Origin of the sequence: Hyphomonas sp., assembly GCF_965284475.1 — a bacterium.
GTDB lineage: Bacteria > Pseudomonadota > Alphaproteobacteria > Caulobacterales > Hyphomonadaceae > Hyphomonas.
Genome location: NZ_OZ260087.1, coordinates 578,241 through 591,125 on the forward strand (window position 1 = coordinate 578,241; position 12,885 = coordinate 591,125).

A 12,885-nucleotide genomic window follows, 5' to 3' on the forward strand; every position below is an offset into this window, starting at 1 on the left:
CTGTAAGAAAGATATCATCATGGAAGACGTCCTCGTCCCAATCGTCCTGTTTTCTGTCGTGCCGGTCTGCGTCTGGCTGGTCAGCTATTTCAATTATCGCAAGCGCCTGACGGCGCATGAAACCGTCCGCCATGCCATTGATGCCGGCCAGACCGTTTCACCGGAACTGATCGAAAAAATGTCGCTGCTGGTTGATCCGGTACGGGCTGACCTGCGCCGCGGCGTCCTGTTCATTGCCTTTGGCGCCGCCTTTGGCGTGCTCGGCACGATGATCAATTTCGAGGAAGGCGATGCCCTTCTGCCGATGCTTGGTGTGGCGTCATTTCCGGTTTTCCTCGGACTGGCCTATCTTGGTCTCTGGGCATTCGGTCATGGCCGCAAACCGGCCTGATCTCTGGATCGTCGCTGCGGGAGGCACCGACATGCGCACCGACCCTGACCTGGCAGCTGATGCCGCACGCGGCAGCGAAAGCGCCTTTGCCGAACTAGTGCGGCGCCACCAGGCCAGGGTGCGGGGCATGGCCCGGCGCCTGACGGGCACAGCCAGCGACGGGGACGATATTGCTCAAGCCACGTTCCTGACCGCCTGGCAGAAAATCGGCACCTATGCCGGGGGCACCTTCGCGGCGTGGATCTGCACGATCTGCTACCGCGAATTCCTGCAGGTCAGACGGCGCCAGAAGCAGGAGATCGTGTTCGATGAAACGGCCGAGATCATTCCGTTCGACCGATCCACGGCGGACACGGGTGACAAGATGGATCTGTCGCGCGCCCTCGCCAGGCTGCCCGAAGCCCAGCGCATATGCGTCACCCTCTGTGTCGCCGCCAGCCTGAGCCACCGGGAAGCCGCCGAAGCGACCGGATGGCCGCTTGGCACGATAAAATCCCATGTGACGCGCGGCGTGGCCGCACTTCGCAAAGACCTTGCCGCAACCCAAGTGGCGTGATGGAGTAAAAACCATGCGAGACGAAGACACTTACGCAGACCTGACAGCCCTGTTCACAGCCGAAGACCGCGAACAGGCGGCCAAGCCGTTCATGGATCAGGTGATGGGCCGCATCCAGGCACAAGCTCGCCTGCGCAAACTGCTGTTGGCCGTAACAGGCCTGGGCGGCGCACTTCTGGCCGCATCGCAAATGCCAAAATTGCTGGCCGATTCCGTAGGGCTTGATGCGTCGCTGACAACATCGATCATACAGGCGCAGGCAGATGTCAGCGCGCTCGCCAGTGCCAATCCGCTATGGCTTGGCGTCGGCGCTGTCGTGATGCTCAGCCTGATGGCCGTCGCCGCGATGGAGCGGACCTAGGACACAAGGGCGAGGGCGATCACATGATACACCTGCGTGACATGCAGACCGGTGAGTTCGCCGATTTCCTCGCCTATTTCATTCCCGACTACGCAGCAGAGATTTCTGCCAATTATGATGAAGACATGGCCAATGCCCGCGCGCGCGCCCAACGCGAGATCAAAGCGGATTTACCGTCCGGCGTGGATACGCCGGGTCAGACCCTGCTTTGCATGGTGAGAGACGGCGATGACAGCGACGCGCCGGTTGGATACCTGTGGTGCAAGCCCGAAGAGTCCGGAAAGACCGTTTTCATCAGCGAGTTTTACATACTGCCAGGTCACAGGGGGCAAGGGTATGCCAAATCCGCCTTGATTGCCCTGGAGGACATGTTCGCCAAAACCGGGCACCGGGAAGCCAGATTGCGCGTGGCCGCAGACAATGAAAAGGCGCAGCGCCTGTACCTGGCAGCAGGATATCGCGCGACGGGCATCAACATGAGAAAGTCCTTCGGCGGATGATCTGCGAACGCTGTAGCCGTAGCGCAATCACTCGCACCCTGGCCAGGACGGTGCGAGACTGTATGCGGCCATCCGGCGCCGGAAGAGCTAGCCAAGAAAGACTTCGCCTTCAGGATACTTGACCCGCGGTGGTGCCTTGGAGGCAAGAAAGAATCCGAGCGTCAGTGGCCCCAGCCGCCCCAGAAACATGATGGTGCATATCACCAGACGCCCGACATCGTTCAGCTCACCTGAGGCACCGCGACTGAGCCCCACCGTCCCGAATGCTGACGTCACTTCGAAGGCCGCGTCCAGAAAATCGATGTGGTGATGCGTTCCCACCAGAATGAACAACCCTATCAGGATCACGAACAGGCTGACGGTCAACAGGGCCATCACCTTCAGCCCCTGCTCCAGCCCGACGCTGTAACCAAAGGCCCGCATTCGTCCGGAATTCTTGAAGAAGGCGATCGTGGCCATCAACAGCACCACCGCTGTCGTGACCTTTATCCCGCCGGCCGTTGATGTGCTGCCCGCACCAATCACCATCAGGACCATTGTGTACAAGGTGGTGCTGTCATGCATTCCGGCCGTATTCATGGAATTGAAGCCTGCCGTGCGTGGCGTGACCGATTCAAACCAGATCGCCTGCAGTTTGGCCTGCATCGAGTGCAGTCCGCCAAGGGTCTCGGGATTGGACCATTCAAGAAGCCCGTAGACGACGCAGCTCGTGCAAATCAGCACCAGTGTTCCGACAAGCATGAGGCGTGTATGCAGCGAGAACCGCCCCCATTTCCGGAACAGCAAAACATCCGACAAGACGGCGAAGCCCAGCCCGCCAATAATGAACTGGACCGAGATCGTGAAGATGATGAGGGGATTGTCGACATACCCCATCAAGCTGTCGGGGAACAAAGAGAACCCGGCATTGTTGAAGGCCGATATCGAGTGGAACGCCGCCTGCCAGAGCCCTTCGCGCCAGCCAAATTCAGGAACGAACACGATTGCCATCAGCATCATGCCAAGCAGTTCGCAGACAAGCACAATTCGGAAGATGACCCAGACCAGGTCAATCAAACCGGAAAACGAAGCAAGCCCCATTTCCTGCCGCAGATAGCGCCGATGCGTCATGCCGATCTTGAGACCAAGAGATGACAGCACCATCACGGCGAAGGTCATCAGGCCCATGCCGCCCAGCTGAATCAGGAGCATCACAACGCCTTGCCCGAACAGAGTGTACGCGCTGCCAGTATCGACGACGACCAGCCCGGTCACCGTGACGGCGGAGGTCGACGTGAAAAGGGCTTCGGAGAGAGAGATGCCGTGTGTCGACGAAATGGGCAGCATCAACAATGCCGCACCGACGGCGATCCAGCTGAGATAGACCAGCACAAGCAAAGCGGGCGCCGGCAAATTCAGAAGCCACTTCATAGCGGGTTAGAACCCGTCAGCGAAACGGCGCAGGTCCGGCCGTTTCCCGTAGATCAGCAGTCTGTCGCTTGCGGCTAACTCGATGGTTTCCAGCTGAGCGTCCAGCAGGGCACCCGTTCTGAACACGCCAAGGCATCTCAGATCAAAGTGTGCGAGCTTTAGCTTTCCCACACAATGGCCAGAGAGCTGCTCCGGCACCTTCATCTCGGCAACGTATTGTCCACCACCGAGGGCGAGGTAGTCCGTAACGCGGGGATTGTGGATCACCTGCGCAATCCGCAGCCCGAAATCCTGTTCCGGTCGCACGATGTCCCGGATTCCGATGGCCGTCAGAATCTTGAGGTGCGCTTCACTCTGCGCCTTGACCCAAATCTGCCTGCATCCGATTTCCTGTACATTCATCGAAGCCAGAATGTTGGCCTGCATGTTCTCGCCAATCGACACGACGACGCTATCGCATGCGTCGAGGCCGCATTCCTTGAGCGCTTTCAGGTCGGTTGCATCAACCTGCATGGCCGAATCAATTTCGTCGGCCAGATTGCTCACACGCCTTGCGTCGCTATCGAGCCCGAGGACCCTGTCGCCCATCCGGGTCAGCTCGCGCGCCAGAACGGTTCCGAACAGCCCCAATCCGATAATGCCAACGGTTCTGCGTTTATTGGCCATTCTGTTCTCTTTATCTGTTTCGGATCAGCTGAGCGTTCAGATACTGGCCGCAAACACATTCAAAGTTCGACGGTTAGATCGCACAAATACCACCAATTCGGCATCGCGCAACACGTCACCCGCGCCAGCCCATCCCGTCGAGCAGCGACTTGGTTTCGTACAGCGGTAAGCCGACAATCGCCGAATAGCTGCCATTGATATGCGTGATGAAAGCGCCGGCCATGCCCTGGATGCCGTAGCCGCCCGCCTTGCCCTGCCATTCGCCGCTGGCGACATAGGCGGCAATTTCTTCATCGGTGAGGCGTTTCATCCGCACCCTGGCCAGGACGGTGCGCGACTGTACACGGCCATCCGGCGCCTTTACTGCGATCCCGGTGATGCACTGGTGCGACCGGCCGGACAGCCGGCGCAGAAAGGTCTCAGCTTCGGCTTCGTCCTCGGCTTTTTCCAGGTTACGTGTGCCCAGCGCAACGACCGTATCAGCCGCCAGAACGAAGCCGTCAGCCTCGCACGCCGCCGCCTTTTCCCGGGCGAGGCGTTCGGCCAGTACGCGCGGCGACTCGTCCTTGCGGCGCGTTTCGTCAATGTCGGTGGGGGCGATGCGGGCCGGGACAATCCCGATCTGCGCGAGCAGTTCCCGGCGGCGGGGACTGGCGCTCGCAAGGATGAGCGGCGCGTGTCCGAAGCTCGCCATGGGATACTACTTGAAGCGGTAGGTGATGCGACCCTTGGTCAGGTCGTAGGGGGTCATTTCAACCATGACCTTGTCGCCAGTCAGCACGCGGATACGGTTCTTGCGCATCTTGCCTGCCGTGTGGGCGATGATTTCGTGCTCGTTCTCGAGTTTGACGCGGAACGTCGCGTTCGGCAGCAGTTCGACGACCGTGCCTTCAAATTCGATCAGTTCTTCTTTCGACATGAAGTCTCCAAATTCAGAGCGGTCCGTTGCGCCGCCGAAACATATGTAGGGCGCGCCATAGCCCTTTGCACAGATTCCGGCAAGCTTGGAAGGTCAGATGGCTTAGTGGTTGTTCGGCGGGCCATGCAGGCTTACGACTGTCGGCCTTGGAGGATACCATGCTTGATCTTGATCGTTTCGTCGAAGATTGTCGCGCGGCGGCGCGTGCGGACCCAACTCACAGGGCGGTAACCGAGATTGTGGCACGCGCGCTGAACGAGCCGTCAAATGTGCTGGCGGCGGTCGGCGAACCGACGGCAGGGGGCATTTTCCCGATCTATCAGGCAGATGACCTCACGATCCTGAATGTGGTCTGGAAGCCGGGCATGACCCTGATGCCGCATAATCACGAAATGTGGGCGGTGATCGGCATCTATGGCGGCCGCGAGGACAATATCTTCTGGCGGCGAGTCAAGGATGATCCGGACGGCCGAATCGAGGCAGCTGGCGCCAAAGCAATGTCGACAGGCGATGTCACGCCGCTCGGCAAGAACATCATTCATTCGGTGACGAACCCTATTGAGAAACTGACCGGGGCTATCCACGTCTATGGCGGCGACTTCTTCGGCATCCATCGCAGCGAATGGGACCCCGGGGACCTGACCGAACGGGCTTATGACGTGGAAAGAGCCAAAGCCCTGTTTGCCACCTGAGCCGGATGCGGCCTACCGCGTCTGCCCGGCATGCAATGCGCAGATCAGGGTGAACAGGCGCCTCGCGGTGGTGAAATCGACCGCGACCTTGCCTTCCAGTCGCTCGGCGACGAGCTCCGAGCCTTCGTTGTGAACGCCGCGCCGCGCCATGTCGATCGCCTCGATCTGGTGCGGGGTCTGGTTGCGGATGGCGTCATAATAACTGTCACAGATCATGAAATAGTCGCGGATCACGCCCCGGAACGGTCCCATCGACAGGATGAACGTGTGCACGTCCTCGCCGGCCTCGTCGCGGACCGCAAAGACCAGCTTACGCTCGACCTGCGACAGGGTCAGTGCATACGGGCCCCGATCATGGTCCAGCAGGGCAAAACTGTTTTCCTCGATCAGGTCGAAAATCGCCACGCGGCGCTCGTGTTCGGCATCGGGGCTGGTCGCACCCAGCGTGTCTTCGTCAATACTGACCGATATCAGCCGGTTATCACCCATCGCCCTCCCCCCGATTGGTGCGGATCGAGACCGAGCGCGCGTGGGCCGGCAGGCGCTCCGCCTCTGCCAGCCTGATGGCGGCGGGCGCAAGCGCGGCAAAGCCCCTTGAGCTGACGCGCTGGACGCTCATCCGTTTGAGGAAGTCATAGAGGCCAAGGCCGGAACCGAACCGGGCCGCCCGGCTCGTCGGCAGGACGTGGTTCGAACCGGTGACATAGTCGCCGAGCGCTTCCGGCGTCAGGTGGCCGAGGAAGACTGCTCCGGCGTGCCGGATGTGCGGCAGGAGCGCGTCCGGATCACTGATGGCGAGTTCGAGGTGTTCCGCCGCGATCTGGTTGGCAATTCCTGCGGCGACATCAAGATCCGGCACCGTGATGATCGCGCCATGGCGTTCCCAGGAAACCCGGGCGCGTTCGCCGGTCGCCAATTCCTTCAACTGGTTTTCCACAGAGATTTCCACAGCCTTTCCCACAGCTTCGTCCACAGTGATCAGGATCGACTGGCTGGAAGGGTCATGCTCGGCCTGGGAGAGGAGATCGGCCGCGATCCAGTCCGGGTTGGCCGTGTGGTCTGCGATAATCAGGATTTCCGACGGGCCTGCAATCGTATCGATACCGACGCGGCCGAAAACCTGGCGCTTGGCCTCTGCCACGAAGGCATTGCCCGGGCCGACAATCTTGTCGACGGGTTTCAGCCGTCCGGCCCCGAATGCCAGCGCGCCAACGGCCTGCGCCCCGCCGATCGGGTAGAATTCATCGACGCCCGCTTTCAGCGCGGCATAGGCCACAGCCGGCGCCAGCTCACCGCCCGGTGCCGGCGCAACCATGACGATACGCTCCACACCGGCAATCTTCGCCGGGACCGTGTTCATCAGGACAGACGAGGGGTAGCTCGCCCGCCCACCGGGAACATAGACACCGACGCTTTCCAGCGCTGTCCATCGCCAGCCCAGCTCGACGCCTGCGCTGTCGGTAAAGGAATGGTCTGCCGGGCGCTGGGCCGCGTGATAGGCCGCAATCCGGTCATGCGCGAAATCGATGGCTTCACGAAGGTCTGCCGGGCAGTCGGCCGCCAGCGCATGCAGGTTCACATTGTCGGATTCCAGCGTGGTTGGATCGATCTGCAGCTCGTCATACTTGGCCGTGTAATCAGCCACCGCCTTGCCACCATGCCCTTCGACATCATTCAGGATCCTGGCCACGATGCTGGCCACGTCATGCCCCGTTCCCCGGTCTTCAGCGAGGAAAGCGGTAAACGCATCCCTGAATCCAGGTGCGTTGGAATCGAAACGGCGCGCCACCTAACGACGCCTCCGCTCATGGCTCGGCAGGTTGCGCGTCGGCCAGACATAATCGCTGTCGAGCAGGGTGGCGTCGAGCACTTCAGCGTCCAGCGTAATCTCGCCATCTCCTGCAAACAGCAGCGTGACGATGCCGCCCGGCGGCTCGTCTGCAGGGGTAAAGGTCACGTCAAGCAGGGACAGGATCAGTTCCGGATCGGCCTTGGTAACGGCCCGCGTCTTCGCGCCCAGAACGCCGTCAAAGGCGAGCAGTGAGCGCACGCGCGCGCCCTCTTTCGCGCGGGGCTGACCGGCTTCCCAGCGAAAGCGGTTGAGTTCCAGCGAGAAGCGGTTCTTGCGAGCTTCGTATTTCAGGCTGCCAGCCTTCACGACGGAGTCCTGGACAGCCGCCGCAATGACCTGAAGGTCCTCGGCCGTTTCGGCCAGGAGACGCAGCGCTTGTGGTTCAGACATCCCAGTCCCTTACTCGTCCTCGCCCGACAGGCGCTGGATAGTTGCGCCACAGGCATTCAATTTTGCTTCCAGCCGCTCAAAGCCACGGTCCAGATGGTAGATACGGTTCACCACAGTCTCACCCTCTGCGGCAAGCCCCGCAATGACAAGCGAAACCGACGCGCGCAAATCGGTTGCCATGACGGGTGCGCCTGTCAGGTGCGGCACGCCTTTGACCACGGCCTCCTGTCCCCGAACATTTATGTCGGCGCCAAGACGCGACAATTCGGGCGCATGCATGAAACGGTTCTCGAAAATCGTCTCGCGGATGATGCTGGTGCCGTCGGCAAGGCTCATCAGAGCCATGAACTGGGCCTGCAGGTCTGTCGGGAAGCCCGGATGCGGCTGGGTCGAGACACTGACAGCCTTCAGGCGCGTGCCATTGCGGCGAATGCGCAGCGTGTGGGCCGCCTCGTCAGCGTCCACCGTGACGCCCGCTTCGCGCAGCTTGGCGATCATCGCACCCAGCGCCTCGACCGGGCAACCGTCCAGCGTGACGTCACCACCCGCCGCCGCGGCCGCCATGGCATAGGTGCCTGCCTCGATACGATCGGGCATCACCGCATGGGTCGTACCGTGCAGTTTTTCGACACCCTGGATGCGAATCATGGACGTGCCAGCGCCGGATATCTTCGCGCCCATCTTGTTGAGGCAGTCAGCGAGATCCTCGATCTCGGGCTCGCGCGCTGCGTTTTCGAGGATCGTCTCTCCGGATGCCAGCGTCGCCGTCAGCATTGCGTGTTCGGTCGCCCCGACACTCGGCATCGAGAACACGATATGCGCGCCCTTGAGGCCCCGGATCGCAGCGGCCTTCACATAGCCCTGCTCCACTTTCAGGTCCGCGCCCATGGCTTCCAGCGCCTGCAGGTGCAGGTCTACCGGCCGCGCGCCGATGGCACAGCCGCCGGGCAGCGACACCGTCGCATGGCCCGACCGGGCGATCAGCGGGCCAAGCACGTTGAAGCTCGCCCGCATCTTGCGCACCTGTTCATATGGCGCGATCGTGCTTTTCAGCTCCGCCGCATTCAGGTGACAGGTCGACTCACCCTTCGGCCAGTAGACCTCGACGCCCAGTGTTTCCAGCAATTGCGCCAGGAACCGCGTGTCCGCGAGGCTTGGCATATTGGTGAGTGTGATGGGCTCGTCGGTCAGCAGGCATGCAACCATGAGCTTCAGCGCCGAGTTCTTGGCGCCGGAGACGGGAATGCGGCCATTCAGCTGAGCGCCGCCAATGATGTTCAATCTATCCATGGCGCGCACTTATAGTCTTGTTCACGGCGCGGGAAAGGCGTGATTGTGGAACCATGCGGCGCAAACGCAGCAGGTTCAGGGCGCCCCCGCCTCAGGACAGGCCGACGGGCAGAGTCTCAAGCCCCCGCAGACCGGATCGTTTGATCCATTTGAGCGCATCCGGCGGCGCTTGCAGCGTCATGTTCGGCGCCCGCCGGAACAGTTCGGCCAGCGCGATCTCGGCCTCAGCCCGGGCAAGGTGCAGGCCGAGACACATGTGCGGTCCGCTGCCCCAACCGAGATGACGGTTGGGACGCCGCGCAAGGTCCAGCGCCAGCGGATTGTCGAACACGTCCGGGTCGACATTTCCTGCGGCCAGCAGGCCCACAACCTTCCAGCCCTTTTTCAGCGCCCGGCCCTCGAATGCCATGTCCTGGCGCACGAAACGCGGCTTCGTCATCTGCACCGGACCAGTGAATCGCATCAATTCATCGACAGCGACCGACAGGGCCTCGCCCTCAAGGCTGCGAAAGGTCTCTGCGGCGCAGGGTTCGGTCAGCAGGGTATAGATGCTGGCCGAGAGCAGATGCGTGGTCGTTTCATGGCCCGCGACGAACAGGATGAACACCATCGTGACCAGCTCGTCCTCGCTCATCTGCTCGCCCGCGTCCCCGGCATGGACAAGCTCGCTCATCAGGCCGGGGCGCGGATTATCACGCAAGTCGGCAAGCTCGCTGCGCAGGGCCTTCAGCAGGGGGCTGAGCGAAAAGGCCGCGCGCAGCAGCATCAGGGGCGATTCGCCCCCGCTGAACGCGCCCATTGCAACATCAAACCGGGCGCGCGTCGTCTCGCTCATGCCCAGCACCGTATAGATCACCTGGAGCGGCAGTTTGCGGCAGAAACCGGCCACAAGGTCCGGGTCGCCGCTGGCCATGTGTTCCTCGAGCAGCCGGTCGACCTCGTGCTGGATCTGCGGCCGCATCGCCTCGATGCTGACCCGCCGGAACGGGCCGTCCGCCAGCTGCCTCAGCCGCCTGTGGTCCGGATCGTCGAGCGAGAGGACATTGTTCGCGAGCGTGCGGAAAACCTTTGGCAGGAACGGCAGGCCAAAGGCCGACCTGTGCCCCGCATTGCGCGCATCTACCGCGAAATGGTCTGCATCCTTCAGCAGGGCCTGAATGGCTGAATGACGCGTTGCGCACAGCACAGGCCCGAAAAAGGGCAGCCTGATTTCGCAAAATGGCCCATCTGCAACCAGCCGCGCCAGCGTCGCGTGGGGCGAGCGCCTGAACGCCTGCGACGACAGGTCCGGCCGGTTCACTCGCGCTTGCCGTCTGCCGGTGGCGGCGGCTCGTCCTTCGCCTTGCGCGCGGCGGCCTTGCGACGCTTCAGGTTCGCTCGCAGCGCTTCGGCACGACGGGCGGCTTTTTCAGGGTCTTTCGGCGTGTGGGACATTTCCAACAGCTTTTCGCGGCTAAACGGTCTTTTCATCTGGTAAGTCATAAGCTAAAGCCGCGATTTGCAAACGGCAACGCCGCGGTAGCTCAGTGGTAGAGCGCGTCATTGGTAATGACGAGGTCGGGAGTTCAATTCTCCCTCGCGGCACCAGTTTCCGGGTGTATCCTTCGCCTTGTGCCACGATGGCGGCTTTCATCAAAGTCCATGCGAACCTGCCCCTGCCTCGTCGTGAAGCGGGTCGTGGCGGCATTGGGCATGCTGTTCCAGCTCCTCCATGAAACGCAAAACGTCCCGATGCCTGGGCACCGGGACGTCTTTGAACTTGCATGGCCCAACGGGACACATGCCTTGGCCACTGACCTGACCTACATGTTGCACGTCGTGGTCAGGAACCGATCGATCTGTTTCAGGATGTCGCCCTTGTGCTCAGGCAGCCACTTGTTTCCCTGGTGACCCATCTGCTTGTAGACGATGAATTCGCTGTCAGGCTGACGGTCCTTGATCCCATTGTAGAAATCGCGGCTGTGGAAGATCGGCACCCGGACGTCATAGTCGCCGTGATAGATCAGGATCGGAATGTTCACCTTGTCGGTGTTCTGCTGCGGATCCATGCCCTTGACCGTGTCGCCCTGAACGATGCGCTGGATGCGATTGTCGCCCCATTCATTCGACAGCTTGGCCAGGTTGCCCACACCGGCACCGGCGATGGCACACTGGTAAGGGCTGTTCGGGCGGACGGACGCGGCAATCGCGGCAAACCCGCCATAGGAATAGCCGTGGATCGCAATCTTGTCGGCATCGACATAGCCCTGCGAGACGAGCCAGGCGGCGCCATCATCCTTGTCATCCTGCATCTTCTGGCCCCACTCGCCGTCACCGGCCAGCCAGAGTTCGCGTCCCCACCCGGCGCTGCCGCGATACTGGGGTTGCATGATGATATAGCCGCGGCTCGCAAAATACTGCGTCCAGCCGGACGAATCGAACCCGGCATAGTCGCGTGCCCACGGCCCGCCATGAGGCACCAGAATGGCGCCCTTCGCCTTGTCGCCTTCCTTGAAGCCGGCCGGATAGGTGATCAGGGCCGGAATTTTCATGCCGTCACGCGCCGGGTAGTAGACCAGTTCACCCTTGCCGAGCGACTCCTCGGAAATCCACGGACGCTCTGATCCGATGACCGCCACTTTCGACTTGTCCACGAGCAGGTAATAGGCTGGCGGTGAATTCGTGGCCGAGACCTGGAACAGGACGCGGTTGCGGTCTGCGGTATAGTCCGAAAGCGTGACATTCTTGCCCGGGAACGCCGCGTCGAGACCGTCCTGAATGCCCTTCATTTCAGGATCCAGCCAATAGGTGGTGCTTTGAGCGCCGTCATAGACGAAGCCGAGAAGCTCACCGAAATCCTGTTCGCGCTGCGAGAAGATCAGGTTGGTGATGTCAAATTCGGGATGCGCGAGCACGGCCGTGTCGCTGAACGTGTTGGCGCCCGCATCATAAAGGTAGACCGAGGTCTTGTCCGAGAACTTGTCGGTAATGACGAAATACTTGCCGGTTCCGTTCTGGCGGCCGACAACATTCATCGTGTAGCGATTGGAAATGTCAGTCGACAGGGCGTCCTCACGGCTGAACTTGCCATCGGCGTCCGGAAGGCTGATGTGCTGGCGCCAGGCGCCGCCCGAATAATCCAGTTCCGTGCGGGCAACCGGCATGCCGTCCTTGCTGGAGACAGCGATCGCCTGGGTATCGCTGGCCTTGTAGAGGAATTTCTCGCGGCCATTGGCCAGGTCATGCGAGAAATAGCTGGTGCCGTTCTTGGTCGAAGCGCGCGAAATGATGATCTTGCTCGGATCGAGCGGAAGAATCGTCTCGATCGCGGTTTCGCCCACGAGTTCGAAACAACGCAGCGTATCCTTGTTGGCGCCGACTTCCGCACGGCCCGAGGGAAGATCGTCAATCTCCGTGATCATCTCGTTGCCCATATAGGCCTTCTGGAGGTATTTCTTTGTCGCGCCCGTATCGCGGCCTTCACCGCAGCCATACAGCGCGCCGATATAGGGCTGGACGGTAAACCAGAGCGACTTCCTGTCCTTCAGCGCTGATGCCGCGAAGAACATGGTCTTGCCGCTGGAGGGCGTAATGGCCGAGGGGACGAGCGGCTTTGTCGTGTCAATCTTGCCGGAAATGTCCCAATAAGCTGCGGCGCGCGTTTCGCCTTTTTTGGACGGATCGGCGATCACACCGACCAGCATGTCGCCTTCAAGCGACATGGAAACACTTGAAACATTAGGATGTTTGGAAAAATCTTCGCTTGAAAGAGGCTTGGCTTGCGCGACGAGGGCGCTGGCGATTAGCGCGGCGGAACCCACCGCGACGAAGCGTTTCAACATCGTTTATTCCTCCAAAGTGAAGTAACTGCAGTATTTT

16 protein-coding genes and 1 tRNA gene are annotated in these 12,885 nt (G+C 61.1%); 6 read left to right on the forward strand and 11 right to left on the reverse strand.

Features of this window, described 5'->3' with window-relative positions:
* Positions 1 to 19: 19 nt before the first annotated feature.
* From ACQ66M_RS02655 to ACQ66M_RS02670, 4 genes are read left to right on the forward strand one after another with little or no spacing between them, the layout of a single operon-like run.
* Complete coding sequence (locus ACQ66M_RS02655; RefSeq protein ID WP_350171221.1) at positions 20 to 391, forward strand: DUF6249 domain-containing protein; 372 nt, start codon at positions 20 to 22, stop codon at positions 389 to 391.
* Positions 392 to 422: 31 nt separating this feature from the next.
* Positions 423 to 947 carry an RNA polymerase sigma factor gene (locus ACQ66M_RS02660; protein WP_430401671.1) on the forward strand — a complete coding sequence of 175 codons (525 nt, stop codon included), beginning with the start codon at positions 423 to 425 and terminating at the stop codon, positions 945 to 947.
* A 13-nt stretch (positions 948 to 960) separates the two neighbouring features.
* Complete coding sequence (locus ACQ66M_RS02665; protein ID WP_430401673.1) at positions 961 to 1,308, forward strand: hypothetical protein; 348 nt, start codon at positions 961 to 963, stop codon at positions 1,306 to 1,308.
* A gap of 23 nt (positions 1,309 to 1,331) precedes the next feature.
* Positions 1,332 to 1,808, forward strand: coding sequence for a GNAT family N-acetyltransferase (locus ACQ66M_RS02670; RefSeq protein WP_430401675.1), 477 nt, complete (start codon positions 1,332 to 1,334; stop codon positions 1,806 to 1,808).
* Positions 1,809 to 1,895: 87 nt separating this feature from the next.
* On the opposite strand, the gene ACQ66M_RS02675 is transcribed toward ACQ66M_RS02670, so the two are convergent.
* The 4 genes from ACQ66M_RS02675 to infA all read right to left on the reverse strand — a co-directional run bounded on the left by ACQ66M_RS02675 (position 1,896) and on the right by infA (position 4,803).
* Positions 1,896 to 3,218 carry a TrkH family potassium uptake protein gene (locus tag ACQ66M_RS02675; RefSeq protein WP_350171217.1) on the reverse strand — a complete coding sequence of 441 codons (1,323 nt, stop codon included), beginning with the start codon at positions 3,216 to 3,218 and terminating at the stop codon, positions 1,896 to 1,898.
* A 6-nt stretch (positions 3,219 to 3,224) separates the two neighbouring features.
* The gene (locus ACQ66M_RS02680; RefSeq protein WP_350171216.1) at positions 3,225 to 3,884 is read right to left on the reverse strand and encodes a potassium channel family protein; all 660 of its coding nucleotides are present in this window, start codon (positions 3,882 to 3,884) and stop codon (positions 3,225 to 3,227) included.
* Between the two features lie 115 nt (positions 3,885 to 3,999).
* Positions 4,000 to 4,578 carry a Maf family protein gene (locus ACQ66M_RS02685; protein ID WP_430401677.1) on the reverse strand — a complete coding sequence of 193 codons (579 nt, stop codon included), beginning with the start codon at positions 4,576 to 4,578 and terminating at the stop codon, positions 4,000 to 4,002.
* A gap of 6 nt (positions 4,579 to 4,584) precedes the next feature.
* On the reverse strand, positions 4,585 to 4,803 hold the full coding sequence (infA, locus tag ACQ66M_RS02690) for a translation initiation factor IF-1 (protein WP_045654549.1): 219 nt from the start codon (positions 4,801 to 4,803) through the stop codon (positions 4,585 to 4,587).
* A 158-nt stretch (positions 4,804 to 4,961) separates the two neighbouring features.
* Between infA and ACQ66M_RS02695 the strand changes: the two genes are divergently transcribed.
* Positions 4,962 to 5,495: a hypothetical protein gene (locus ACQ66M_RS02695; protein ID WP_350171214.1), complete on the forward strand. Its 534-nt coding sequence runs from the start codon at positions 4,962 to 4,964 to the stop codon at positions 5,493 to 5,495.
* A gap of 12 nt (positions 5,496 to 5,507) precedes the next feature.
* On the opposite strand, the gene ACQ66M_RS02700 is transcribed toward ACQ66M_RS02695, so the two are convergent.
* The 6 genes from ACQ66M_RS02700 to ACQ66M_RS02725 all read right to left on the reverse strand — a co-directional run bounded on the left by ACQ66M_RS02700 (position 5,508) and on the right by ACQ66M_RS02725 (position 10,497).
* The gene (locus ACQ66M_RS02700; protein ID WP_430401679.1) at positions 5,508 to 5,984 is read right to left on the reverse strand and encodes a UPF0262 family protein; all 477 of its coding nucleotides are present in this window, start codon (positions 5,982 to 5,984) and stop codon (positions 5,508 to 5,510) included.
* Entirely contained in the window at positions 5,977 to 7,284 is a 1,308-nt protein-coding gene (hisD, locus tag ACQ66M_RS02705; RefSeq protein ID WP_430401681.1) for a histidinol dehydrogenase, read from the reverse strand. Before hisD ends, ACQ66M_RS02700 begins: the two co-directional genes overlap by 8 nt.
* Positions 7,285 to 7,737 (reverse strand): DUF2948 family protein, encoded by a 453-nt coding sequence (locus ACQ66M_RS02710; RefSeq protein ID WP_350171211.1) that lies wholly within the window; start codon positions 7,735 to 7,737, stop codon positions 7,285 to 7,287.
* A gap of 9 nt (positions 7,738 to 7,746) precedes the next feature.
* Positions 7,747 to 9,027 carry a UDP-N-acetylglucosamine 1-carboxyvinyltransferase gene (murA, locus tag ACQ66M_RS02715; protein WP_350171210.1) on the reverse strand — a complete coding sequence of 427 codons (1,281 nt, stop codon included), beginning with the start codon at positions 9,025 to 9,027 and terminating at the stop codon, positions 7,747 to 7,749.
* A gap of 91 nt (positions 9,028 to 9,118) precedes the next feature.
* Complete coding sequence (locus ACQ66M_RS02720) at positions 9,119 to 10,327, reverse strand: cytochrome P450 (protein ID WP_430401683.1); 1,209 nt, start codon at positions 10,325 to 10,327, stop codon at positions 9,119 to 9,121.
* Positions 10,324 to 10,497 (reverse strand): hypothetical protein, encoded by a 174-nt coding sequence (locus ACQ66M_RS02725; RefSeq protein WP_430401685.1) that lies wholly within the window; start codon positions 10,495 to 10,497, stop codon positions 10,324 to 10,326. The genes ACQ66M_RS02720 and ACQ66M_RS02725 overlap by 4 nt, the downstream gene beginning before the upstream one ends.
* 42 nt (positions 10,498 to 10,539) lie before the next feature.
* Between ACQ66M_RS02725 and ACQ66M_RS02730 the strand changes: the two genes are divergently transcribed.
* A tRNA-Thr gene (locus ACQ66M_RS02730) sits at positions 10,540 to 10,614 on the forward strand.
* Between the two features lie 215 nt (positions 10,615 to 10,829).
* Here ACQ66M_RS02730 and ACQ66M_RS02735 read toward each other — a convergent pair.
* Positions 10,830 to 12,848 carry an alpha/beta hydrolase family protein gene (locus ACQ66M_RS02735; RefSeq protein WP_430401687.1) on the reverse strand — a complete coding sequence of 673 codons (2,019 nt, stop codon included), beginning with the start codon at positions 12,846 to 12,848 and terminating at the stop codon, positions 10,830 to 10,832.
* Positions 12,849 to 12,885: the final 37 nt, after the last annotated feature.

Excerpts from the sequence above, each read along its gene's own strand:
- ACQ66M_RS02655 (WP_350171221.1), top strand. The coding sequence starts at position 20 with ATGGAAGACGTCCTCGTCCCAATCGTCCTGTTTTCTGTCGTGCCGGTC.
- ACQ66M_RS02660 (WP_430401671.1), top strand. The coding sequence starts at position 423 with ATGCGCACCGACCCTGACCTGGCAGCTGATGCCGCACGCGGCAGCGAA.
- ACQ66M_RS02665 (WP_430401673.1), top strand. The coding sequence starts at position 961 with ATGCGAGACGAAGACACTTACGCAGACCTGACAGCCCTGTTCACAGCC.
- ACQ66M_RS02670 (WP_430401675.1), top strand. The coding sequence starts at position 1,332 with ATGATACACCTGCGTGACATGCAGACCGGTGAGTTCGCCGATTTCCTC.
- ACQ66M_RS02675 (WP_350171217.1), bottom strand. The coding sequence starts at position 3,218 with ATGAAGTGGCTTCTGAATTTGCCGGCGCCCGCTTTGCTTGTGCTGGTC.
- ACQ66M_RS02680 (WP_350171216.1), bottom strand. The coding sequence starts at position 3,884 with ATGGCCAATAAACGCAGAACCGTTGGCATTATCGGATTGGGGCTGTTC.
- ACQ66M_RS02685 (WP_430401677.1), bottom strand. The coding sequence starts at position 4,578 with ATGGCGAGCTTCGGACACGCGCCGCTCATCCTTGCGAGCGCCAGTCCC.
- infA (WP_045654549.1), bottom strand. The coding sequence starts at position 4,803 with ATGTCGAAAGAAGAACTGATCGAATTTGAAGGCACGGTCGTCGAACTG.
- ACQ66M_RS02695 (WP_350171214.1), top strand. The coding sequence starts at position 4,962 with ATGCTTGATCTTGATCGTTTCGTCGAAGATTGTCGCGCGGCGGCGCGT.
- ACQ66M_RS02700 (WP_430401679.1), bottom strand. The coding sequence starts at position 5,984 with ATGGGTGATAACCGGCTGATATCGGTCAGTATTGACGAAGACACGCTG.
- ACQ66M_RS02710 (WP_350171211.1), bottom strand. The coding sequence starts at position 7,737 with ATGTCTGAACCACAAGCGCTGCGTCTCCTGGCCGAAACGGCCGAGGAC.
- murA (WP_350171210.1), bottom strand. The coding sequence starts at position 9,027 with ATGGATAGATTGAACATCATTGGCGGCGCTCAGCTGAATGGCCGCATT.
- ACQ66M_RS02725 (WP_430401685.1), bottom strand. The coding sequence starts at position 10,497 with ATGAAAAGACCGTTTAGCCGCGAAAAGCTGTTGGAAATGTCCCACACG.
- ACQ66M_RS02735 (WP_430401687.1), bottom strand. The coding sequence starts at position 12,848 with ATGTTGAAACGCTTCGTCGCGGTGGGTTCCGCCGCGCTAATCGCCAGC.